The organism is Pseudoalteromonas obscura (assembly GCF_030135505.1).
Lineage (GTDB): Bacteria > Pseudomonadota > Gammaproteobacteria > Enterobacterales > Alteromonadaceae > Pseudoalteromonas > Pseudoalteromonas obscura.
This window is the reverse complement of sequence record NZ_JASJUT010000001.1, coordinates 684498-707338: the sequence shown is the minus strand read 5'-3', so window position 1 is coordinate 707338 and position 22841 is coordinate 684498. Positions and strand designations below refer to the sequence as shown.

25 protein-coding genes are annotated in these 22841 nt (G+C 39.4%); 22 read left to right on the top strand and 3 right to left on the bottom strand.

The annotated features are described in order from the left end of the window. Positions 1 to 49 precede the first annotated feature (49 nt). The 3 genes from QNM18_RS03135 to QNM18_RS03125 form a co-directional block, all read right to left on the bottom strand. Positions 50 to 1792 carry a carbamoyltransferase family protein gene (locus QNM18_RS03135; protein ID WP_023401145.1) on the bottom strand — a complete coding sequence of 581 codons (1743 nt, stop codon included), beginning with the start codon at positions 1790 to 1792 and terminating at the stop codon, positions 50 to 52. 77 nt (positions 1793 to 1869) lie between these two features. Further along, on the bottom strand, positions 1870 to 2982 hold the full coding sequence (fabD, locus tag QNM18_RS03130) for an ACP S-malonyltransferase (RefSeq protein WP_284136307.1): 1113 nt from the start codon (positions 2980 to 2982) through the stop codon (positions 1870 to 1872). 14 nt (positions 2983 to 2996) lie between these two features. After that, on the bottom strand, positions 2997 to 4484 hold the full coding sequence (locus QNM18_RS03125) for a PfaD family polyunsaturated fatty acid/polyketide biosynthesis protein (RefSeq protein WP_284136306.1): 1488 nt from the start codon (positions 4482 to 4484) through the stop codon (positions 2997 to 2999). 272 nt (positions 4485 to 4756) lie between these two features. Here QNM18_RS03125 and QNM18_RS03120 point away from each other — a divergent pair, with 272 nt between their 5' ends. The 22 genes from QNM18_RS03120 (at position 4757) to QNM18_RS03015 (ending at position 22649) form a co-directional block, all read left to right on the top strand. After that, positions 4757 to 5269: a M23 family metallopeptidase gene (locus tag QNM18_RS03120; protein WP_284136305.1), complete on the top strand. Its 513-nt coding sequence runs from the start codon at positions 4757 to 4759 to the stop codon at positions 5267 to 5269. 616 nt (positions 5270 to 5885) lie between these two features. Next, the gene (locus QNM18_RS03115) at positions 5886 to 6344 is read left to right on the top strand and encodes a hypothetical protein (protein WP_284136304.1); all 459 of its coding nucleotides are present in this window, start codon (positions 5886 to 5888) and stop codon (positions 6342 to 6344) included. Positions 6345 to 6441: 97 nt separating this feature from the next. Further along, positions 6442 to 6822, top strand: a complete 381-nt coding sequence (locus QNM18_RS03110) for a hypothetical protein (protein ID WP_284136303.1) — start codon at positions 6442 to 6444, stop codon at positions 6820 to 6822. 116 nt (positions 6823 to 6938) lie between these two features. After that, positions 6939 to 7388 carry a hypothetical protein gene (locus tag QNM18_RS03105; protein WP_211009232.1) on the top strand — a complete coding sequence of 150 codons (450 nt, stop codon included), beginning with the start codon at positions 6939 to 6941 and terminating at the stop codon, positions 7386 to 7388. 624 nt (positions 7389 to 8012) lie between these two features. Then, positions 8013 to 8564 carry a hypothetical protein gene (locus tag QNM18_RS03100; RefSeq protein WP_284136302.1) on the top strand — a complete coding sequence of 184 codons (552 nt, stop codon included), beginning with the start codon at positions 8013 to 8015 and terminating at the stop codon, positions 8562 to 8564. 144 nt (positions 8565 to 8708) lie between these two features. Then, complete coding sequence (locus QNM18_RS03095) at positions 8709 to 9071, top strand: hypothetical protein (RefSeq protein ID WP_284136301.1); 363 nt, start codon at positions 8709 to 8711, stop codon at positions 9069 to 9071. A gap of 122 nt (positions 9072 to 9193) precedes the next feature. Then, complete coding sequence (locus tag QNM18_RS03090; RefSeq protein WP_211009236.1) at positions 9194 to 9565, top strand: hypothetical protein; 372 nt, start codon at positions 9194 to 9196, stop codon at positions 9563 to 9565. Between the two features lie 686 nt (positions 9566 to 10251). Further along, positions 10252 to 10650: a hypothetical protein gene (locus QNM18_RS03085; protein ID WP_284136300.1), complete on the top strand. Its 399-nt coding sequence runs from the start codon at positions 10252 to 10254 to the stop codon at positions 10648 to 10650. A 135-nt stretch (positions 10651 to 10785) separates the two neighbouring features. Beyond that, positions 10786 to 11028 carry a DUF7660 family protein gene (locus tag QNM18_RS03080; RefSeq protein ID WP_284136299.1) on the top strand — a complete coding sequence of 81 codons (243 nt, stop codon included), beginning with the start codon at positions 10786 to 10788 and terminating at the stop codon, positions 11026 to 11028. A 581-nt stretch (positions 11029 to 11609) separates the two neighbouring features. After that, entirely contained in the window at positions 11610 to 12242 is a 633-nt protein-coding gene (locus tag QNM18_RS03075) for a hypothetical protein (RefSeq protein ID WP_211009239.1), read from the top strand. Between the two features lie 163 nt (positions 12243 to 12405). Further along, complete coding sequence (locus tag QNM18_RS03070) at positions 12406 to 12660, top strand: hypothetical protein (protein ID WP_284136298.1); 255 nt, start codon at positions 12406 to 12408, stop codon at positions 12658 to 12660. A gap of 124 nt (positions 12661 to 12784) precedes the next feature. Next, positions 12785 to 13777, top strand: a complete 993-nt coding sequence (locus tag QNM18_RS03065) for a transposase (RefSeq protein WP_284136297.1) — start codon at positions 12785 to 12787, stop codon at positions 13775 to 13777. An 868-nt stretch (positions 13778 to 14645) separates the two neighbouring features. Further along, positions 14646 to 17033 carry a Kelch repeat-containing protein gene (locus QNM18_RS03060; RefSeq protein WP_284136296.1) on the top strand — a complete coding sequence of 796 codons (2388 nt, stop codon included), beginning with the start codon at positions 14646 to 14648 and terminating at the stop codon, positions 17031 to 17033. 923 nt (positions 17034 to 17956) lie between these two features. Next, positions 17957 to 18367, top strand: a complete 411-nt coding sequence (locus tag QNM18_RS03055; protein WP_284136295.1) for a hypothetical protein — start codon at positions 17957 to 17959, stop codon at positions 18365 to 18367. Positions 18368 to 18572: 205 nt separating this feature from the next. Continuing rightward, complete coding sequence (locus tag QNM18_RS03050; protein WP_284136294.1) at positions 18573 to 18785, top strand: hypothetical protein; 213 nt, start codon at positions 18573 to 18575, stop codon at positions 18783 to 18785. Between the two features lie 42 nt (positions 18786 to 18827). Further along, positions 18828 to 19310, top strand: a complete 483-nt coding sequence (locus QNM18_RS03045) for a hypothetical protein (RefSeq protein ID WP_284136293.1) — start codon at positions 18828 to 18830, stop codon at positions 19308 to 19310. A gap of 476 nt (positions 19311 to 19786) precedes the next feature. Beyond that, positions 19787 to 20104: a hypothetical protein gene (locus tag QNM18_RS03040; RefSeq protein ID WP_284136292.1), complete on the top strand. Its 318-nt coding sequence runs from the start codon at positions 19787 to 19789 to the stop codon at positions 20102 to 20104. A gap of 117 nt (positions 20105 to 20221) precedes the next feature. Beyond that, the gene (locus QNM18_RS03035; protein WP_284136291.1) at positions 20222 to 20764 is read left to right on the top strand and encodes a nucleotidyltransferase family protein; all 543 of its coding nucleotides are present in this window, start codon (positions 20222 to 20224) and stop codon (positions 20762 to 20764) included. Positions 20765 to 20896: 132 nt separating this feature from the next. Next, a complete protein-coding gene (locus QNM18_RS03030) occupies positions 20897 to 21373 on the top strand; it encodes a hypothetical protein (protein ID WP_284136290.1) in 477 nt (158 codons plus the stop codon). A gap of 97 nt (positions 21374 to 21470) precedes the next feature. Beyond that, a complete protein-coding gene (locus tag QNM18_RS03025) occupies positions 21471 to 21674 on the top strand; it encodes a hypothetical protein (RefSeq protein WP_211009249.1) in 204 nt (67 codons plus the stop codon). 269 nt (positions 21675 to 21943) lie between these two features. After that, positions 21944 to 22201, top strand: coding sequence for a hypothetical protein (locus QNM18_RS03020; RefSeq protein WP_284136289.1), 258 nt, complete (start codon positions 21944 to 21946; stop codon positions 22199 to 22201). Positions 22202 to 22361: 160 nt separating this feature from the next. After that, on the top strand, positions 22362 to 22649 hold the full coding sequence (locus QNM18_RS03015) for a YciI family protein (protein ID WP_211009251.1): 288 nt from the start codon (positions 22362 to 22364) through the stop codon (positions 22647 to 22649). Positions 22650 to 22841 lie beyond the last annotated feature (192 nt).

Sequence of the window (22841 nt, the reverse complement as noted above, 5' to 3'; positions counted from 1 at the left end):
CCCACCTTGGCGGTCGCCCCAAATCAATTCCGATTTAGGGCGCGTATTGCTAGTTTTTCTCGTAGATGGTGTTGTTAATCACCAACACATCAATACCTGACATCAAGAACACAGCGAGCATGTCTTCTACAGAGTGCACAATGGGCTTACCCATGATGTTGAAGCTGGTATTGAGTAGCACAGGCACGCCTGTGATCTCTTTAAAGCTGCTGATCAAGTTGTAGTAGGGTTCGTTCCATTCTTTTTTCACTGACTGCAAACGACCCGTGTTATCAACGTGCACCACAGCTGGGACTTTGTCTCGCACAGCTTCTTTAAACACCAAGGTACGTTCCATGTAAGGAGATTCTTGGTAGTTTTCAAAGTACTCATCGCCGTATTCATGCAAGATGGAAGGTGCAAAAGGCCTGAACTCTTCCCGGAACTTAACGCGGGCGTTGATGGTGTCTTTCATATCCGGCAAACATGGGTTTGCGAGGATTGAGCGGTTACCCAAAGAGCGAGGGCCAAACTCTGCTCGCCCCTGTGCCCAACCGATAATTTTACCTTCGGCTAAAAATTCAGCGGTTTTTTTGTAGACCTCATCACCATAATCAGTGGCTTTTAAATGGCCGTACTGCGCCAGTTTTTGCAGCGACTTTTGTTTGACCGTGGAGCCTGTGTATGGAGACTGCACAGTTTTACTCGGTTGCCAGTTTGGGTTGTCTTGTTGATAGCTCAAAAACGCTGCGCCAATGGCATTGCCGTTGTCAGCTGGCGCTGATGGCACAAAGATATTTTCAAACTTTGAGCGCTCGAGGGCTGTGCCCATAAATGATGAATTCAGCGCGCAACCACCTGAAATAGTGAGGTTTTTAGATGGCGCATAGTCATATGCAGCATTGATTAAATCCATGAAGATTTCGCCAAATACCAGCTGCCCTGTGTATGCAAAGTCTTTATAACGCTCAACTGATTCACCAGGCTCTCTTGCCATGCTTTTGATTTCTTTCATGATGGCGTTGAGGTTTTTAGGCACGGCAAAGTTACCGTTTTTAACTTGCAGTGATGAGCGTAGTAAGTCATAGACCTTTTGGTCTTTTTTACCGTATGGGGCAAGACCCATCACTTTCCACTCTTCTCCCTTTAGCGGGTCAAAACCAAGGTTTTCACAGATAATGGTGTAAAACAGTCCAAGGCTCTTGAAAGAGCGTTTTACCTTGATAGGAGCTGGCTTTATTTGGCCGTTTTTATAGCTGTAATAGGCAATACTGCTTTTTTCGCCCATGCCGTCAACCACTATACACGCTGCATCATCATATGGGCTGTTAAAACACGCGTTGGCCGCATGAGTTAAATGGTGATCGTGATAGCGGACATCGGTTGGCTTTTTGGTCCTGTAGTTGCCGACAATAAAGTTACGGCAACCAGCTTCAAAAAAGCGTGACAGGGTTCTACCCGCCGCAGCTTGAGAAGCGCGAGCAAAGTAGAACTGATCTTTTATATCGCGAGTGTTGACGTCGATATTAAATGAGAAAGTTTCTAAAATACTTAAAACCACATTTTCTAAAATATTGGTGCTTTTTTCGCGGCCCTTGCTCCATGTTTTGGCAATCACTAACTCAGTACAGTCAGCGCAGTGGGTTTTAAGCACTTCCTCAATGTAGTATGGATTGTCTGGTAGGCAGTATAAGCCGCGCTTGTAGCCTAAAAAGCGCTCCGCGTCTTCAGCGAAAATCAGTTCGCCTTTTTCGTTAACGATCGCAATTGCAGGATCGTGAAATGAGGTTGCTAAGCCAATGTAATATTTCATCGCTTTGGTCCAAAAGTATTGTTAATGTTTATTCTGTTGATGGCCTTTTTCTGGCCAGTGTATTTATTCATGCTGTTTTAAGCCGTTGTTGCTATGTGAGCGCTTGTCGCTACCGGGCTTACGTCATTTAAGTGGAAGTATCCGCTGTAATCGTGCAAATAAATTGTAGGGCGATGACCAAACTGTAAGATGGCTTGAGAGCGCGTTTTACATGGGGTTGCTTGGCCTTTTACAAACACCTCAGTTTCAATCGGGTAAGTGTTATTCCAGTGTGTCACTTGTTGTTGCGGTGTAACAACTGCTTGATTGCCTATAGAATTTGTTACTGTGCTGAGTTGTGGGGTTTTGGCAAAGTTTTGCTCAATGGTTTGTACAAGTTTGGTCAGGACCTTTTTTGGGCCAAGCTCCAAAAAGCACATATCTCCTTGTGAGAGCAAAAACTCGATGCTTTTTGTCCACTGTACAGGTTGGGTTATTTGGTCAATTAAAAGCTTTGGAATATTGGAGGCTTGGTACGGTGTTGCGGTCACATTGGCAATGACTGGTGTATGCATGGGAGCAAACTCAACAGCTTGAATAAAGTCAGCAAACTCAGCTTTGGCCTGGGCCATATAACGGGAGTGAAAAGCGCCACTGGTATTGAGTTTGATAAATCGTCCCCCTAATTGTTCAATACAGCGTTGGCTTTGATCGATGTCTTCGGCAAGGCCTGATATCACAATTTGCTCAGGTGCATTCAAGTTGGCAATATCAATGGTATTTAAGTTGTTGTCTGTCAGTGCGTTATTTAAGTCATATTCACTGACATTAAGCACAGCGGCCATGGCGCCGGGAGCTGCTTTGCTCATGAGCTCACCGCGCTTTTGTACTAACTTTAATCCACTTTCAAAACTGATAGCACCTGCGGCAAATAATGCTGCGTATTCCCCCAGACTGTGACCTGCTAAATAGTCCGCTGTATCCTGTTTTTTCTGCTGCTGTAAAAAGGCGAGGGCACTGACAGTGTAGAGTGCAGGTTGAGTAAATTGAGTGTGATTAAGTTGCTTGTTGGGATCTGCTAGGCACAGCTCGCTAATTGAGTAGCCAAGTAAGTCACTGGCTTGCTCGGCATAGTTTGGAAACTCAGCAAATAGCTTTTTGCCCATGCCGACGTATTGTGATCCTTGTCCCGGAAATATGTATGTTTTCATATCTACTCCGTTTTTTATTTGTAAGCGAGGTTAGCTGCCAGCAGTTGTTGAATCTTGGCATTCATCAATTCAGCGGTGTCGCACATCAGTTTGTCGGCAATTTTGTCAACGTGACGGTTTTGCCATGATTCCAGCTCTGTACCTTTCACCCATTGGTTAAAAGCACCGAGGGCGGGGCCGGTATGTACCTGAAAGTTCACACGTGCTTGTTCATCACCACTGAAGGCCAGCTTCATGCTGTGGGCAAAGTACCAGCGAAACACCCGCGCCATTTTGTACTTGCTGTCTTGCTCTGCTCGCGTTGCATCTTCAGGACGGCCTGTTGTCAGTAAATGCGCTTTGGTTTGTTGCCAAATGGCATCAAAGCTCATGCTGAAATACTTGTCTTGTAGCTGGGTTTTGAGCTTGTCGGGCAAAACGTCGAGTGAGTCATACTGCTGATACAGTTGAAAGAGCTTGTTAGCACGAGCCGCAAAAAATACGCCTTTTTTAAGTACCTGTACCTTGGCACCCGATTCAAACATATCGCCCGCTGGAGCGTAATCAGTATCCTGCACATTGATGTGTTGCAGCATGCTCTTAACTGTGTCTGACGTGCCAGCTTCAACGGTGCATTGATTAATCGAACCGGTAAGAATAAAATCAGCGCCCATCATAAATGCTGCAGCTGCTGAACTAGGCGTACCAATCCCACCCCCAAGGCCGACGCGAGGCACATGAGCAAAACCATGTTCTGTAACTTTTTGGTTGCGCAGACTTTGTATTGCAGGGAGCAGCACTGCTGGTAAACCTCTGTCAGTATGGCCTCCCGAGTCAGCCTCGACACAAATGTCATCACACATAAACAGGAATTGGCTTAATTGTGCTTGTTCAGACGTTATCTTGTGCGCTTCGAGCAGTTGTTGCACGATCTGCATGGGCGCCGGGCTTAAAAACTGACTGGCAACCTCAGGGCGAGAGAGCTTGGCAATCACTTTGTTACTAGAGCGCACAATGCCTTGCGCGTCTTGGTACAGGCCTTGAAGGCGATATAATACAAGTGCTGGTGTGATGCGGATAAATGCCGCTGCTTCAATGCAGCGAATACCGTATTTTAAGTACAGCTCAACAGTGGCAAGTTCAGTATCTGGCGAGTCCAAATTGGCGACCAAATTCATGCCATAAGCTTGGTCTTCAGTAAGTACTTGTTGAATATGAACAATGTCATGTTCAATGTCTTTTGTGTTTCTACCGCCAGTCCCCAAAAATCCCATCAACCCTGCGTTAGCAAGGGCAATCACCAGCTCTTTAGATGCAATACCACGATACATACCTCCAGCTAAGTAGGCATATTTTAGTCCATAGTCCTTGCGAAAACTGGCACAACCAAGACTAGACGGCAAAATGGCTGTGAGTTCAGCACTTTTTGTGTTTTTAGTACTTTTTTGGTTTTTATTGTTATTTATTTGTTCACAAACGACACCAAATGATTGGAAATTTTCCTTATCTAGTGTGTGCTGCATATCTATTCCAAGTGAGTTTACCTCTAATTATGTCGAATAGTGATACATAATTATGAAAGCAAAATGGAGGAATAAATCTAATTTGTATAAGACAAGATTATTAGTTTGCAATTTAATCAGTGGCTTATTCAGCACTTTTTAAGGAGTTTTAGTATTTAATCTACTTTTAAAGGCTTGTTACCAGCTAAATTATTACTTTTCGTGCAAAATACGCAATAGGTTTATTCGTTTATTTACATGTACGACAAGGTAACTTTTTCAAGGAGATTAATTTGAAGTTGCTCAAATATGTATTTTTAACCCTATTAGTTGCAATAGTCATAAGTGGGCTGCTCCCGCAGTCTCTACATATACCTGTACGTGGTGCCACTGTAAATGATTGGAACCAAAGCACCTTTTGGTACGAACCATGGGGCACATCTGGGGTGCACAAAGGCATAGACATATTTGGTAAAAAAGGCACATATGTATTATCAGCGTCCAGTGGTGTAGTGCTTTTTGCCGGGCAGGTCAATAAAGGTGGCAAAGTTGTGGCTGTGCTTGGGCCAAAATGGCGTATTCATTACTATGCTCACCTACAAAGCTACTCAACCTACCAAGGGCAGTGGCTTAGCTCAGGAGAATCAATAGGTACACTTGGCGACACTGGTAACGCCAAAGACAAACCCGCCCATGTGCATTATTCAATCTTATCTTTAATTCCTCTGCCTTGGCACGCTACACTTGAGACACAAGGGTGGAAAAAGATGTTTTATTTAGATCCAGGAAAGGCGCTGATGGAATGAGTTTGTTTTTTGGCCTTTGTCGTATATGGATACAAACGTAATCAAGGTTAATTTCTTATACTAGAAGAACAAGATGGGTGGGCCGTCACAAATTCATTTCTAGTTTGGTGACATCTGCTTAAGTTATTGTTATGGTTGACAGTAATAAAGTGCGTATATCAATAGCCGTAGTTGTGCGGCAGGAATTACGCTGTTGTTATACGCATTTGTCGTAGATAAAAATGTTAGGGTTACATTCAAGGGTTGCTCACTAAATGGAAGCTTTTAAAAAACAAAAGATAGCCAGCTACAGTTCTAGAGTGTTAGCAATCTTATTAGTGGCCGTCATTTTTGCTGCTATTTTTCCTAGCTTAAAGCCAAATTCCAACGACTTTTATTTTGCCCTAACTATTTATTCTTTAGTTCTGGTTACTCCGTTGTTTTGCATTTTCCAAAATAGATTTCGCCCTGTAAAACGGTTAGGTTGGTTACTCATTTTTTTAATATTTAGTATTATTTGGGTTTAGCAACTCTAACAAAACAGCTAATTCGGACGCGTAAAGCTTGGCTTACGTTCCTTCGTCGCTAATTTTAGTCTACTATATTTCGCCGTTTATTAAGGCGTTAGGTGCCATAAATGGTTCGAGTCTCAATTCGAAGAATAAATAAGTTTGTCTTTTTTCGAAGATATGAAATTAGTGATGAGTCATGTCTAGGTTACTCGATTCATAAGTCGCCACGAGAGATACAACTCAAAAGAGATAAGCAATTGGTCTTTTCTGGTGATGTGTATGAAAAGTGTTACTTCAAGAAAGAAGAAGTTGCAGTAAACCGCATATCTTCCCCTAAATCATTTAGATTTGAGGATGGAACTGATATTGATTACTGCTTACCTAAAAAGCTGAATGCTAAAAAATCTACAAAAATCCTGTACAACGGTCAGTTTTGTGCAGAAGTGCTTTATCGTAACAATTGGCTAAGACTAACAGAATATTGCGATATAGATATCTTTTCCAAGGATGAGGGAGTAATAGATAAAATTATGTTTTCATTCATGCACGACTATAACTTTAACCAAATGTACTTTGGCACCTAACAAGGCAAATTAAAAAGGGCGAACAAAAAACAGTTTGCTTTGTTCGTTCCTCACAAATTTTAGCCAATTATTTTTTGCATTTTATTTGGGACGTTAAGTGTCTATGAAATATTGTCTGATCTTTATTATCGGTGTACTTATTTCTTCATCGAGTCACGCAAAACGCAAGGCTCCGAAGCCAGTATTACCAATCATTTCTGGTAATTATGTTTATACTGTTCCACATTGGTCTTATGAAAATGGGACTAATCAAAGTGGTGGATACATACAAGTCTTAGACACTAAAACAGGGAACCCTATATGGGGACTTCAAATATACAACACATCCTATGAGCAATCCCAAGAATCTGATGTTCAAGATGTTTTTATTACTTCTACCGAGCTAAATTTTTGGGGCAATAAGTTGAAAGTTGCCAATGAATTGGGCCATATCTATACTGTTGTTCTAAAAAATAAAGCTGTAAGCTTTGTTGAGTAGATACTTAACAAGGTGCACAAGGGCGGACACAAAAGTTTGGCTTGTCGTTCGTGCCTCACTAATTTTTAGCCAAACTTTATTGTCGCTTAACAAGGCGTTACACCTTAAGGAAGGCCATGTATAAACTTTTCATCTTGTTTATTTTTTTTAGCTTTGAAATATTTGCTTGTGGTGATGTAAAAGCCTTTTCGCCTTTTGCCATTAATCATGAAGTACAGAATAAATCTGAGCATGAAATGATAGAATACGAAATACTTTCACCAATCCAAAAAGGTGATGAGTTTTTAAGTAGTGTTACAGCACGTCTAAAAGGTGAGTTTATAGTTAACTTAGATATACGTGAAGATCACAACTATGTAGGCGAATACTACAGTTCATATATAAGTATTGCTAAAAAGCACACTAATGATACTGAGATTATTCTGTCTTACAACACTACGAAAAAAGATAGGTCCACTGTTATTTTTTGCGCAAATTGGAGCGTCTATAAACTGAAAGAACTTCTTGCTTTCGAGCCAGCGGAAGTTGCTCCGCCACCACCACCAAGGCTGCCAGACTCAAAGTAAGCACAATTAAAGGGGTAAGGCTTGATTCAGCTTTAGCTAATGTTGTCGCTAATGAAATAAATGTTGTTTATCTTCTATTTGATGGTGTTTGGTACTCAGTGCACGGTTTTGTTAGCTCGGAGGTTATGGGTTTTAAACGCCGTATTGAACAGTTTCAGGAGGAAAGCCCCAACGAAGGAAGTTGCGTTTGTAGGGTCCCAATTTTAGAGCAATTCATAGGTTTTGAAGTCGTTGAGTAAGGCAAATCGGTGAAGCGTGGAATGGCCATGGCTTCGAATTAAGCTTCAAAGATGTTCCAGATAAAACCCTAATTGGGCAATCAATATTTACTGGATCAGAGCCAGAAGACTTCGATGATTGTATGAGAATTGGTGTTGGTAATTATATCTATCATGCACTAGAGCTTAACAAGTAAAGGCATCGAACCTCAATACGCCGCTTTAGGTGCTATGAGCACAAACTCAATTTCTCTTGAAACTATCCTCAAAAGCTACACTGGTGACAAAGTCATATAGTAAATTAATCAATGGGCGCTAGACTGCAAGCTTGCGCTCCTTCGCCGCTTAGTTTAGTGTGCTATTTTGCGCCGGTTAAGTGAGGCGTTAGCAGTATGGAGAGACTTGTTTGCACCCCGTCGAATTAACTTTCTATAAATTGGTATCAAAAGAAATCGAGTTGACTAAATTTGAGAATTGGGTGTACTCGGAAACTGCACTCGAACAGACTCTAAGTTCTGATGATTATCTCGAAATTATTTCAATAAATTACAAAACCCCATCAGGTCTATATGAAGCTCAAAAAGTGCTGTCAAAGTACTTTTCTATGGGTAAATATTATGAATGGAGTATTCGCAATGTTCTTTGTAAAATAATTGAGAAACCAAACGATGTTCATAAATATATCGAGCAATGTTATGACCTATATTGTGCAGGTTTCGGTTTTATGGATAACCTCGGTTTGGGTTACGGTCTTGGTTTAACTTGCTCAGATGACTTCAATGGGAAGGTCGATGATTTTTACCCTCAGATAATCGAAGAAGTTAAAAGAGTAATATTGTGGTTAGACTCTGGTAAAATAGTAATAACAGGCCATAGTGGTGAATATCAAGGTGTTGAGTACCATGACAATCGAAACGCCAAAGAAAAAGAACCAACCGGTTATAAAATACAGAAATAAAAAGTGACAGTATTGGGTTGATAATACAGCTAACAAACGCATCAAAGGGGCGTAAATAGTTAGGCTTGCGCTTATTTTTTATTAACTATAATCAGGCATCTTACGTTACTTATGCGATCGTTATAAATGCCTTATGGAGCTGGTGTGGACGTTACATTTTTCGCAGAAAATGAAGATTGCGCTCTGAATAGTTTTGAGGAAATTCCTGAAAATTCAATTCTGGGTGGTGGACATTTTAGCAAAGCACAAATCAGTGATTTACTTGGTTGCTTTAAATGCTCAGCCACTATTCTAAGCGACAACCTTTGGATATCACCAACGAGTTTTTCTAAAGAGCTGTACTGTATTGATGACGAGCAATTGAAGAGTGTTGCGGTTCATTGGTCGAATGAAAAATCATGGATAAATACTAGTGTTAATGATATGGATTTAGCAGGTCACTTATTAGAATTAAAATACGCTTATCAATCTCATTTAAATAAAAGAGTTTTTATACTATTTGAGTGAGTGCTTATAACAAACCTATTTAGAGGGGACTGTTAAAGCTTGGCTCAGTTTCGCTTTGCATCACATTTTAGCCAACTAATGCTTAGCCGTTTAGTACGGCTTTATACTTCAAGGGTAATTATATGAAATTCTCAACATTCTTTCTCTTGGTCTTTTTTTCAAGTTTTGCCGTGGGCAATTGCTTAGATAACGATGAGTACAAGAAAAAGAGAACAGGCATACTAAAAGAATCCAGAGAGCTTAATAGTTCATACAAAGAGTGTAGAGAATCAGCATACAATAATGCTTACTGGAAGGCTGTGTCAGAATGTGCTTTGAAAGGGTTAGGAAAAGACATAGGTGGTGGGTGTGGGCACATGGTTGGACAGGGAGCCTATCCAATGCAAGAACCTGATAAAAACCACTGTGAAATTTTCCACATTCCGAAAGAGGTTGTTTTAGAATATAGACAGCAGTTAATAGATGAACTAGAGCTGCAAAAATGTGAAACATAACAAATTGCATAAAACATGATGGGACAGTCACAAACTGGAAGAACATGGTGGGACAGTCACAAACTTACAAGCGCTATACTGCTAGATCACTATGCACAGCATGCAAGATATTATTTGTGAATTAATTAAACTGACGTGCGAAGGAAAGTTGCTAGTTCCCGGTAGAGTGGCCGAAAAAACTCTTATTTATAATAAGAGTTAATTGCGTAAACAGATCTTGAGGTTGAACTTTTTGATGCATTGGATAGCTTAGCACCTCAAGAATTCGAAAGTGCGTTTGATGTCGCATAATCAGGTGGTTTGGTGGTCGATAACTCTATGCCTTTTCCTGAAGCAATCAATTTTTTGTACCTTAATATCAATCTAGGTGAGTTCCTAAAAAAGGGATTGGAACATTATCTAACGGCATATAACAGAGCCTTAAAATCTGACTCGTAACAGTTAGCTCGGTTTCACTTTGCTTTTTAGTCAATTGAGAATAAACATGGTGGAAAAGTTCCAAATTCATTGCTTAAACTTGACTCTTCACATCACTACTGTACGTCATTTGACGCATTCACATCATTTCTGATTTGGTGACAATTTCCTAAGTTATTGTTATGGTCTTTCGGTAATTAAATACGAATAAGAGTAGCCGTTGCTATGCGATTTTTTCGTAGATCAAAATGTTATGTTCTGAGGGAGCCATGAATAGTAAGTTGGAGTTTAATGGCGCGGTTCCTGACATTGAAGGGAAAGTAGTTTCAGAGCTATTTTGTATTGAAATTTGGCACAATGGTGAGCTTGAAGAGCCAGCGAACGAGGTTTATCTCAAAGTTGGAGATTCTTGGTACAGGCATTATTTTGATTGCGGTATCATTTTTTGGCGTTCCAATTCCAAAGCGCCAGCAAGTTACTGCATGGACGAGTTGGGCTGCTATTTTAAAGTGGTAAATCTAAAAGAAGAGCTACTCTTAACTAGCTTAACTTTAACTACTCTGAACTTCCGTGAAATATTAGGTGGTTCAGAATCGACTTTCACCTTTAGCGACGGTAGAACGATATCCTTTTTAAATGTGGATGACATTACTAGCTATCAAGCATAACAAGGTTGTAATTGGGATGGATTGCCACATAGATGACTTTTAAAAGTGCTGTGAATATATAAGATAAAGAAGCTTTTTGCAGCTTGGCAAGCGCCAGTTATTGCATCGTTATGTGTCTACTAATAGGGTTAAAAAATGGATGTCAGGTATAAAATCGTAAACTCGAAGTTAGAGCTAATCGAGCTGTTAAATGTGATAGCCGCCGAAGACGCAGGTACATGGGAAAATATTAACACCCGAGACTTTTTAGAGGCTATGGCTGCTTGGCTAGAGAGCGCCGATAACTTCTATACGAACTTCGATTTGCCAACAAAATCAGACAATCCAAGTTGGCAGTTATTTGCTGATGCAATTCAAGCGGCAACGAATTATGAATAGAAGCTTGCCAAACAACTAGTTGCTCAAGAAAGAGTGCAGATATAGCCAACTATTTTTTATCGTTTAATTGCGGGGAGAGGCACTCTCATGGAATCAATATCTCATCAAGATATTCACTTTCTAATTGCATTAAGTGCATCAGAGGGGGCCCTTCTGCAAGAGATCATATGGGAGTTCGAGCGATGGAAATGCCAAAAGGAAGACGTATTAGTAATACTAAAAAATCTTGTAAAAGACGGGACGGTCTCATTGTGCAAGCCAATAGCTAACTCTGACTTTTCTGACTTAACCCTGGAAGAGACACTGCAAGCTATAGCAACTTGGGACCGCCTAAAGCGAATAGATCTCATGCTATTCCTGACTGAATCAGGACAGAACCGCTGGGAAATAGATGATTGGGGCATAAGCACAAAAAGGGCTCACCATCTCATGTTCAGGTAAGATTATCCGCATCGAAGGATAAATGCTGTACAATACAATGAAGTTGACCTTTTAAGCGTCGCGGGGTCGGCACGAGGTTGCCACAGTGCAGTGGTACTCTCCGGTCAGTTTATTGGGGCGATAGCAGTACAAAAGAGATCATGAAACAAATAGATTATTCAAAATATTCCATTTCTGAATTAATAGATGTAAAAGAAAATATTCACCCAAGTTCGAGTAATTACAGTGCATTTTTGGAAGAAATGGAACGTCGTCAAGAAGAAATTCAACAGTTGGATGAGAGTCTTGAGGAAGATGCTTTTTCATTAGCTGAACGAAAGGTACAAATTGTTGGGTATTTTCAATTAGTAGCTGCGATTGCAATTTTTTTCGTTATTGGGTTATCGACTTTTACGAATGGAGTGTCAGCACTATTGCTTATAGTTGGGCTCCCCCTAATTATCCTGAATGCTGTAGCTGGATACACAGCTGTTAAAGAAAAAGCACAATGGTATTGGCTATCGATTCTCAATCAATCTCTACAGGTTATAGGGTTTTCTATAGGCTCAGTAACCGCCAAATATTCAGGGTTAGGTTTTATTGGCCTGTCAATAAAGCATGCAACGAGCCCAGAATTGGCTTTTGGTTTTGAGTTTTCTCCTGGGTTTTCTTTTTATAAGTATACGGAATCATTGAGTACGCAGTGGATTCAAATTGATATTGTTGCATTGATTTTCATCGTGGCACTGATAAAGGTTAAAGATGTGAAAGGTACTATTAACAAATCAAGTTAACCTGATTCGTAGCATTGACGCGTTTTTTCTAAACCGCTACGCAAGTAAAAAGACATGTTTTGAGCACATGTTGCATGTATAGGGTGTATATGGTGGGACAGGCACAAATTTATTGTGTTGTTTTTTCTCCGATGAGGCGAGCGTAATATTTATAAGGTGTAGTATGGCTGATGTGATCCCTGAAGAAGATGTTGGCAGATTGGTCGGTATTGCTAAAAAGCTAATCGACGAAAATCAGTTTAGTCCTATTGAAATTATTAAGTATTTAAGGCTCGAGGAGAATTGTTCTTTAGGGCAAGCTAAGGAAGTATTTGTAATAGCTGAGCACGATGAAACGCTTGGTCAATATCAAAAGCGAGTAGTAGCCCCGCTCATGGAAGAATTTCAAAAACTTGTAAATGAATGTGATGAAGAGTGACCGTCAAGCACATGGAGCAGAGTAAATGGGGCATAAGAGTAAATGGGACAGACACAAAGTTTTTGCATAATTAACGCTTATTGACTACTGTTTAAATATCCAGTTTTAAATTGAGCTGAAGGGAATGACAAGAGCAAGGAAGGGATTAATAGATTTGTCGTCGACGTCTTATTACCACTTAATAGCACGGTGTGTACGCCGTGCTTTTTTGTGCGGAGAGGATAAGTACACAGGTAAAAACTTTGACCATAGACGGGCATGGATAGTAGATAGAATAAAACTATTGAGTGGTGTTTTTGCCATTGAAATAGCTGCGTATGCCATCATGAGTAATCACTATCATTTGGTTGTAAAAGTGAATAGGCAGCAAGCTCTAGGTTGGACAGAGGCAGAGGTGATAACGAGGTGGTACAAGCTATACAAAGGTAGTCCACTCATTGATAGATACCGACACGGTGAAACATTGAACGAGGCTGAGGAATTACTTAAATCTGAGCTGATTGAAAAGTGGCGCGCAAGGCTGTACGACATTAGTTGGTTTATGAAAAACCTCAATGAATACATAGCAAAGAAAGCAAACAAGGAAGATAACTGCGCGGGTAAGTACTGGGAAGGGCGATATAAATCACAGGCTTTATTAGATGAAGCTGCACTACTAAGTTGTATGGCATATGTGGATTTAAATCCAATCCGAGCGAATGTGGCAAATAAGCTAGAGGATAGCGATTTTACATCGATTCAAGAGCGAATAAAGCAACTTAAAAGTTCCAAAACAAACGTCAATCAGTTGAATAAAAATGAGACGAAACGTCAAACCAAACAACCCGTATCATTAATACCGTTTGGCAAAAGAGATCAAGAACATACATTACCCATCTCACTATTGGATTACCTTGAACTTGTTGAATGGACGGGCCGCCATGTGTGCTCCGAAAAGAGAGGTTACATACAAAAAGGCATGCCCTGTACTCTTGCATCACTGAGAATTGAAGAAGCGGCCTGGCTGGATAAGGTAAAAAACTATGGAACGCGCTATGGTAATTTTGTAGGTTCTCAAACCGTATTGAGAGCGCATGCGGCAAAAAATGACGTTAATTGGTATAAGGGGGTTGGGTAGTAAATATTAGTTAAATCCTTTATTTTTACTCTAACCTCACTCATTTATTTAAATGAAAAAATCCTATTTTAAACTTAACTATAATTAAATTTTTCTTTTGATTTTTTCGAGTGGTGAGAGCTGGATTTTGAAAGGTGTTATAGTGGTTTGATTGAGCTTTATTAAAGTGTACCTGTCCACTTCTCTACTTATTACTTATGGCAGTAATTTTAGTGGGCTTAATAAAATGTGCCTGTCCACTTTTCTACTTCTCTCAAACCGTATTGAGAGCGCAAGCGGAAAAAAATGACGTTAATTGGTATAAGGGGGTTGGGTAACGAATATTAGTTAAATCCTTTTTCTACTCTAACCTTGCTTATTTATTTAAATGAAAAAATTCCTATTTTAAAATTAACTATAATTAAATTTTATTTTTAGTGTTTTTTTTGAGTGGTGAAAGCTAGGTTTTGATAGGTGCTACAGTGGTTTGGTTGAGGTTTAATAAAGTGCGCCTGTCCAATTATTCACTTGTTGTAGTGATTTTATTGGCTTGTTAAAAATGTGACTGTCCATTTTTATACTTCAATTTATATCTCTCTTTATATTCTATTTCTTAGCTTTGAGCGTTGATTTAACTTTTTATTTTTAATCATGATATTGCTTTAGGTGTGTTCTTGGTACATGTTTTATTAGTTTGATATGCTGTTCTTCAATGTTGACTTTGGTTTATAATATAAAAAATGAAACGAATAAATCGAACGGTGGACGTAAGGTTTTATACTTTTGCTTGTTATTTAATCAGTTTATTCCGCTGTTTTTTTCGTTTATTTAGATGTTATGGTTGATTTTAGAGTCGGCTTTTTAATTGAAATGTAAAAAGGTTTAATTAGTGTTTAATAAAAAGATAATTCCAGGTTTGCTTAGTGCTTTGTTTTTAAGCGCGTGCGGCGGCGGGAGCGGAACAGCTCCAAACCCAACTTCAAGTTCAACTCCAACTCCAACTCCAGACCCAGCTCCAGCTGTAACTCCATACTCTACGGTACAGATAGAGGGAGCCGTTCAAAAAGGCCCATTTGTTATCGGATCAACAGTCACTGTTAATCAACTTTCTGCCGATGCGATTAATACAGACTCTACAGTAATCACCAACACAATTGATGATCTAGGACGATTTAATTTCTTGCTGAATGACAGTTCTGACCTGATAGAGTTATCTGGCACTGGATACTACCGCAATGAGATCACAGGAGAATTATCTCAAGGCACGATTACATTGCGCTCTGTCATAGGTTTATCTGACCGAGAAGAGCAGACAGCTTACATTAACCTCTTAACTCACTTAACTAGTCAACGAATTAGAAATCTAATCAGTGAGAGTGAGCTACACTTCGAGGACGCTAAAAATCAGGCCGAACGCGAGTTTCTCACTACTTTTAGTGAAGTCATTCCTAATGACAGTGAAAATGATTTTGCATCTTTATCTATTTATGATGATGAATTATCCAGTGGAAGCCCTTATTTGCTTTCAATGTCTTCAATTTTATATAGATATGCGTTGAATCAATCCAATGCCAACTCTACGAACCCAGATGCTGAGTTAACACAACTCTTAAATGCGTTAGAAGCTGACTTTGGAGAAGATGGCGTCATCGACGATACCCTATTGCTAGAGTCGTTGCGAGCAACTATTCCCGAGATAGATCCGTCGTTAGTGTCAAGCAATTTAGATGACTGGATTGACGGTGTAGATGGGTTTGTAAAAGTAGACATTAATGAATATTTAGATACAGATTTGGATGGTATTTTCAATTCAATAGATACAGATGATGATAACGATGGTGTTAAGGATGAACTCGATCCGTCGCCATATCAACAAAGTTTTATCGTAGCGGACCAAGCCGTCGAAGGTAATGAAGACCAATCTATAGAAGTCGATATTGAAACCAACAACCCATTGGGCATCGAAGTTAGGGTCGAGGTTACAACATCACCCTCCAATGGGGTAGTATCAGGAAATTACCCAACCTTGAGGTATTCACCCAACGCAAATTTCGAAGGAAGTGATACCTTTTCATACCGATTAAGACAGGGTGAAATTTCAAGTGAAATAGTCACTGTGAAGGTGAGTGTTATTGGAGAAAATGACGCACCCTTAATTTCAGGAGCCCCAGGAACTGAGATATTGGCATATAATGCGTATTCGTTCGTTCCAACGATTTCGGATATAGAGAATGACTCTCTTGAATTTAGTGTCCAAAACTTGCCGTCTTGGGCTTCTTTTAACTCCCTGACAGGTGAGGTTGCGGGTACTCCAAGTAATGAAAATGTTGGTGTTTTTCCCGAAATTATTATTTCTGTAACTGACGGTGAAAGTTCCGCTCAACTTAAAGCATTTGACCTTGAAGTGGTGAGTAACCCTTGGCAAGTATTGCCAAACTTGCCTACGTATAGGCGTGGCCCTGAAGGAGTTGAGATAAACGGGAAAATATACGTTCTCGGCGGCCTGGACCAAAATAACAAGCATATGAGCGATGTGGACGTTTTTGATACATCCAATAAGAGTTGGGAATCAATGACAAGTATGCAGACAGCTCGATGGAGCCATACTGCTAATACCGTTGATAATCAAATCTATGCAATCGGCGGTCAGTCCACTATAAGTATCGGAGGTAATTCTACGATAAATTCTGTGGAAGTATTTAACTTGGTGACTCAACGATGGACAGCTGGGGCCTCTATGGGCACGCCACGTGATAATCATTCTAGCTGCGTATATGATGGCGAGATATATGTATTTGGCGGAAGGAATGGGCCTACCACATTAACCACGGTTGAAAAGTATAACCCAGTAGATGACTCATGGTCTTATAGGGAATCTAACTCAAACCTAGGGTGGGGTAGCCAGTGTGTAACTTTTGGTGATGAAATATATGTGTTTGGCGGAGCAAGTAACGAAAAAGGGTTCGAAGTTTATGATCCAGTTTCTGACTTATGGGTAAGATCAGGAGTATTAGATCAACCCATGCGATACGGGTTTTCTGTTGAAGCCATTGATCAGAATATATACATAATCGGAGGGTATATTGCGCGTGATACCGTACACGTTTTTGATACCGTCAGTTCAACTTGGAGTGAAAATACAGCAATGCCAATAGGTAAACAAAGTATGGGTTCTGTCATGTTGAATGGCGCCATCTACCTTTTCGGCGGCATAAATGGTTCTGTTGATAATGTCCCTTCTTTCGAGAAGTATGACCCTGCATTCGAAAAGAAATAGAATTGTAATCTTACCCCTATAACAAATTACTCCTGCTGACACTTTTCAATTAAAGCTTTTGTGTTTAATAGTACAAAAGCTTTTACTTCAAAAGTGCGGCGGAGCAAGGCGTTATATGAGTAAGGAGGGCATAGAAAGCAGGCACCAATTTTTTAGCAAGAGTACACCTCAGTTTTTTGCATATAGATATTGTTAATAATGGTATTAAATGTAAGCAAAGCAGTTGGCTACACTCATGCCTCGCTTAGTTTAGTTTAGTTTGCTATTTTCACGCTAACGGTACGTTAGTCATAATTATGAATAAAGCTGTAATGGTCATACTATCCATAATAATTACCATTGTATTAACTCTAATTGGCATTTTATTTTACTGGGTTAGAAATCAGAAAGTCGATTTTAGCGATTTGCTGCCCGAAATGCTTACGGTATGTGTTAAAGAGATAGATGAGAGCTCCTCTGAATTTATTGCGCTCCAACTTTGGTTTAAAAAAATCAGTATCTTTGGAATAATAATTTGATATCATTTGCTCCATTACTCTATACGGAACCACTAGTTGCTTTTGGCGCAGCTGGGTTTGTTGCATTTTTTCTACATTATTTTTATGCTCAATTGGCTTTTAAAAAGCTGAATGACCGCATTACTTTGTTGCAAGTAAAAATTGCTCAAAGCGGCAACTAACAAAAGCCTCAAAAATCGCCATCGAAAATGGAGTGGAATTAAATACAACTCCTTTAAGATTAATGAGGGCTTTACCATATTGCTAGCAGTGTCCTACATGGCAAATTTGGACTAACAAACATAACAAGCGCTTCAACCAAGAGATGCAAAACAGCAGGCTTTTGCTCATTCTGTACTTAGTTTAGCCCGCTATTTTCCGCCAGTAAGGTAAGCGTTAGGCATTACATGGGGGAGGTGATTTACTATGGATTTTAGAAACTTGGATAAAATTGCCAAGTTAGAGCTAAGTACAATTATTGTTCTGGTGATTTTAGGCGTCTTGTGGATGCTCGATCCTGAAGGGTTATATGAGCCATTTTTTGTGTTTTGTGGATTGGTTTTCGTATGTACTGAATTTTATCGTCGATATAAAGTTGAAGACCCTAAAAAGCCTGAAAGTCCAGACACAATATACAAGCTTGGTACCGAACGAAAGAAAGTGACTACCTTCATCAAAAAAGTGAAACCTGACGGTGCGATTGCTCAATGTCCGTCACAAACATGCAACACGATAGCTCAAACAGCACAAGAAGCAGAAGTTTATTTCGGTTATCGAACTATTAAGAGCGGTGAGAAGAGAATCCAATCGTACTGCAAAAAATGTAGAACAGTCTAACAAATAGCTCAAGGATGATTCAGCACGATGGGCGTTTGGGGGTTGAATCAAGTTTGGTTATTTCTATTGAGCTACCTGAGTGTTCAGGAACACGACCGAGTGCAAAATACTTGCTTGCACCTGATAAAAAGCTAATTAGGCCAATTGTTTATAGGGTGAATTCAGTAAAGTATTGTTACTTTGAACCACTTCATAAGTATTGTTTATGTCTTTTGAATTTCCAAACAGTAGACGTTGGAATGATTTCTCTCAAAGAGTCGTGTACAACGAAATATTGAAAAAGCAGGTAGGCGAATTCGCATTGACCGAAAACGGAGTTTGCTTTGGTGCTGTATTAAGCTGGATAGATGCCATGTTAAAGGGTGAAGGACACCTCAAGCTCTTAACTAAAAACAAAGAGGCCGTAATTAAAGCCTAAATTGATTACAGTAAAAATTTTAATGGGTCAGACGAACCGCACTTGCAAGCATTTGCCGACGCTCATTATTTAAACCTGAGTTACAACGAGGTTGATATTCCCCCAAACTTTGCTGGATACAACAACGAAGAAGTTCAACAGGCAATGGTCAAAACCTTAAAATCACTATTCAACAATAAATTCTACCAATGGAACTACTATGTTATGTGCATCCAATACTCTACCAAGCAAGAAAATGAAAATGGTGAGAGTAAAGACGTTTACGCAGGGCATGTAGTGGGTTTGTTTGTTGATGACGGCTTTGTGAATGGCATAAAAAGGGTAACGCCAACAGCTAAGCAAAACCCTATTACAGAAGTGTCGACCTATCGCCTGTTTGACCCGAACTATGGGTATGGCGAATACGCTTCCAAGGACAATCTGCTAAAAGATGTAGAAGAATTACTTTTGGAATATAAAGAGCAACCAGAAGCTAGATGGACTGGGAATTTTTACGTCGCGGGACTTAAATTCAAGTCGATATAGTGAGTATAAATTTATTAAGTTAACATAGCAGGTACAGCCAGCGCATACCGGTATTAAAGACGCAGATAGATTGGATATTGCAAGCGCTCTAAACCTACTGCTAAGCCAAAACGTGGCATTTTGGGTTTTACTTCGCTACACGTTGTAGCCAATTCTTACCTGTTCCTTAGAAGAGCGTTAGCTGGAAGCGGTAATTATGTGTAGGGTTTTATTGGTGGTGATAAAATTAATAGCTTTAATATTACTGTGCAAATAATTACAACCCCCAGCTTTGCAAACATAAGTGAGCCACAAATATTAAAGATATCTCATCTTGGTGTAAAAGCCATGGTGGAAGTTTTGGTAGCTAAGTAGAGCTATCAAATTAGTTAAACCGAGGGCGCAAAAAAAGCGGACTTGCGATTATTCTTTACTTGGTTTAGCCTGCTGCTTTGCGCCTGCTAAGGCGGACGTTCTATAGCAATTGAGGTTAAACGTTGGATTCAGTTTTAAGTAAAGATGCACTAGCTCACTTAGAGGTTATATCTCAAGTGACCAGTCATCTCCGTTCACTTGGTTTCAAAGCTACAAGAACGAAAAGCTCTTGGTTGTTTAGTCTATTTAAGCCGTCATATCCTTTAAATTCACAGCTAGTTGCAGATTTAATGGATGCTATTCACAATACACCAGCTCAAATATCTCAACCATTTTGTTCAACTGAAGAATATATAAAGCTTTATTACCGTAGCTTTGATCACAAGTATCCAAATTCAATTTCCCTTGAAACTATATTCAAAAGCTACACTGGTGATTAAGCCATATAATAAGTTAATTAAACAATGTACGTAAAACAGCTGGCTTGTGCTCCTTCGTCGCCGATTTTAGCTTGCTATTTTCCTCGGTGAAACAAGGCGTTATGGTATAGGGTGAAAATGGACAGAATCATAGAGCTAATAAAGCGGGATCCAATACGGACTGAGGCACTAAATCATGTGTTTAAGCTGAAATTACCTCAGTGCTATATAGCAGCGGGTTTCGTTCGAAACTTGGTTTGGGATTCGCTACATGAGTTTAAATCTATGACTCCTTTGAATGACGTTGATGTGATTTACTTCGATTCTGATGAGTCCAAACCTAATGCTTATTTGGATTATGAAGCATATTTGAAAGGCCGTATGCCAGAGCTCAATTGGCAAGTTCGAAATCAAGCTAAAATGCATGCACGTAATAATGATGAACCTTATCAAAGTTCAGTTGATGCTATGCGCTACTGGCCTGAAAAAGAAACGGCAGTTGGCATTCGTCAAACAGGCGAGAATCAATATGAAGTTGTATCAGCGTTTGGGTTTGAATCTTTATTTGGTTGTTGCATTACGCATAACCCCCAAAGATCACGAGTAACATTTGAAAATCGTATTATTTCAAAAGGATGGTTAGTTAGATGGCCATCTTTGAGAGTTGCGCCATTACAATAAATTTAAGCAGATTCGCGGCACTAGGTACTTTTGATTTGGCTTTGGTGTTTACGGCACAATGTAATAGGTAGGTGGCGGTGTTGCTCACTATCTAATTTAGTGTTACGCGTATCGAAGGAGCAGTTTAGTAATATGAAGAATTTTTCAATTTTTTTGATTCTACTTTCAATTGTAGGTTGTAAATCTACGGGAAGCACCATTGAATATACTGATCCTGGTTTTTATCTTCAACCAGTTTTAAAAATGAAAATAGTGCCTACTTTTTCAAATCCTGTTATCTATGAGGTTACTAGACACAAACCTTATCTGTTAATAACTACAATTTATGAGGGGGCTGGTGGTTATGATTGGAAAGGTATTAAATCAAAGGAAAGTATTGAATTATCGGAAGAGCAGTATTCAAACTTAGAGAGTATGTTAGAGAGTGCATTAGAGTTTCCAAAAGATAAAGCTCAGGGAATGGATGGAGATACTTGGATGCTAGAAAGCTCCTTATATCAATATACAGCTGTAGCCTTTTGGGAGCCAGAGTATCAAACAGATAAGCGTGGACTTGAGAGTTTTGTAAAACTAAAAAGTTACCTTACTCAACTAAGCACTGAAAATTAAGTGTAAAATATGTATAACAAACTGATTAAAGCGGATTGAAAAATAGTCGCATTTTTTATTATTTTATAATAACTTATATCTCTATAGAGAAATTGAAATGGAATTTATAATCACTCGAATTAAAACCTCAATTGGCATTTTTAGATTAGAAGGTAACATTTCTGCTTCAGGTTTACTTTGTTTTTCAACCGCTGAATTTATGGGAACAGATGGTTGGGTTGAAATTGATCTCGAATCTGAGAGTGGAACGTCAATTTTGAGCAAAATTGAGGGTGAAGTGGCTTCACATTTACGTGGCTAATTTTATCAATCGGTTAAAAAAAGCAAATGTAATAGGGCTGAATTTGAGTAGTCCATACAAAGCTTATTATCGTAATATATTGAATTGCAACGTGATATAGCCATTCAGCAAGAAGTAAAAAGCAGCAGGCGTGTGTTGCTTCATAACTAATTTTAGTCAGCTATTTATAACCGTTTATTAAAACGCTAACTATCTAAATGTATATGAGTATCTGGAAACCGATAACAAAAAGCCACCTTGAAGGAATCATTGAAATCTCAGAATTTGAAATGAGTTCAAGAGCCAAAAGTGTGTGGCAAAAAATAAAGTTACCCGAGCTTCAAAAGTGGAAACTGTCGCCATTTGGTGATGAAGGAGGTGGGTTTTGGGTTGTAGCTATTTATGGTAATTGTTGCTTGTATTTCAATGATATTGAAGGGGGCTTCAATGAAAGTACTTTTACATGCTGGGGAGAGATAGATGAATACTTTTCCAACCAGAGTGAATTACATCATTTTGTAGAGTCTGTGTTTATTAACCGAGGTTAGGTGGTTAATAAAGCTGTTAAATCGCATATAAAACAGTAGGCTTGCGACCATTCTTCGCGTAGTTTAACCTGCTATTTTTCCGTTTATTAAAGTGTTTTGTGCTTTAGATAGCCTAGGCATTTTGAAGTCAACATATGAAATATATCAAAGGAGTTATGACATGTTTATCATTCAATTGAGGTTCTCAGACAACAAATCCCGAGCCAAAGACTTTATGGAAGGTCATAAAGAGTGGCTTCAAGCCGGCTTTGATAAGGGCGTTTTTATGGTATCGGGAAGCCTGCAGCCAAACGCTGGGGGTGGCATTATCGCAGCAAACGTGTCTAAAGAGGAAATTGAGGGAATTATCGCTGAAGATCCTTTTGTCATTGAAAATGTGGTCAAACCTGAAATCATCGAGTTAACCCCATCTAAAGCGGATGAACGCTTATCTTTTTTATTAGACTAATCAGCGCTATAAGGCAGAAAGGAACTTAGGACAGGCACAGACTTCCTTTACTAGGACTGACCATTCACTCAGACAGACACGCAATGCAATATAGATAAAAAAATACGTGAATTACCTTGGTAAGTTGAGAGTTAAGCGAAGTTTGTGTAGGAAAGGCAACCGCTGGGGTTAAGCGGCGATGGAGTCTTGTTA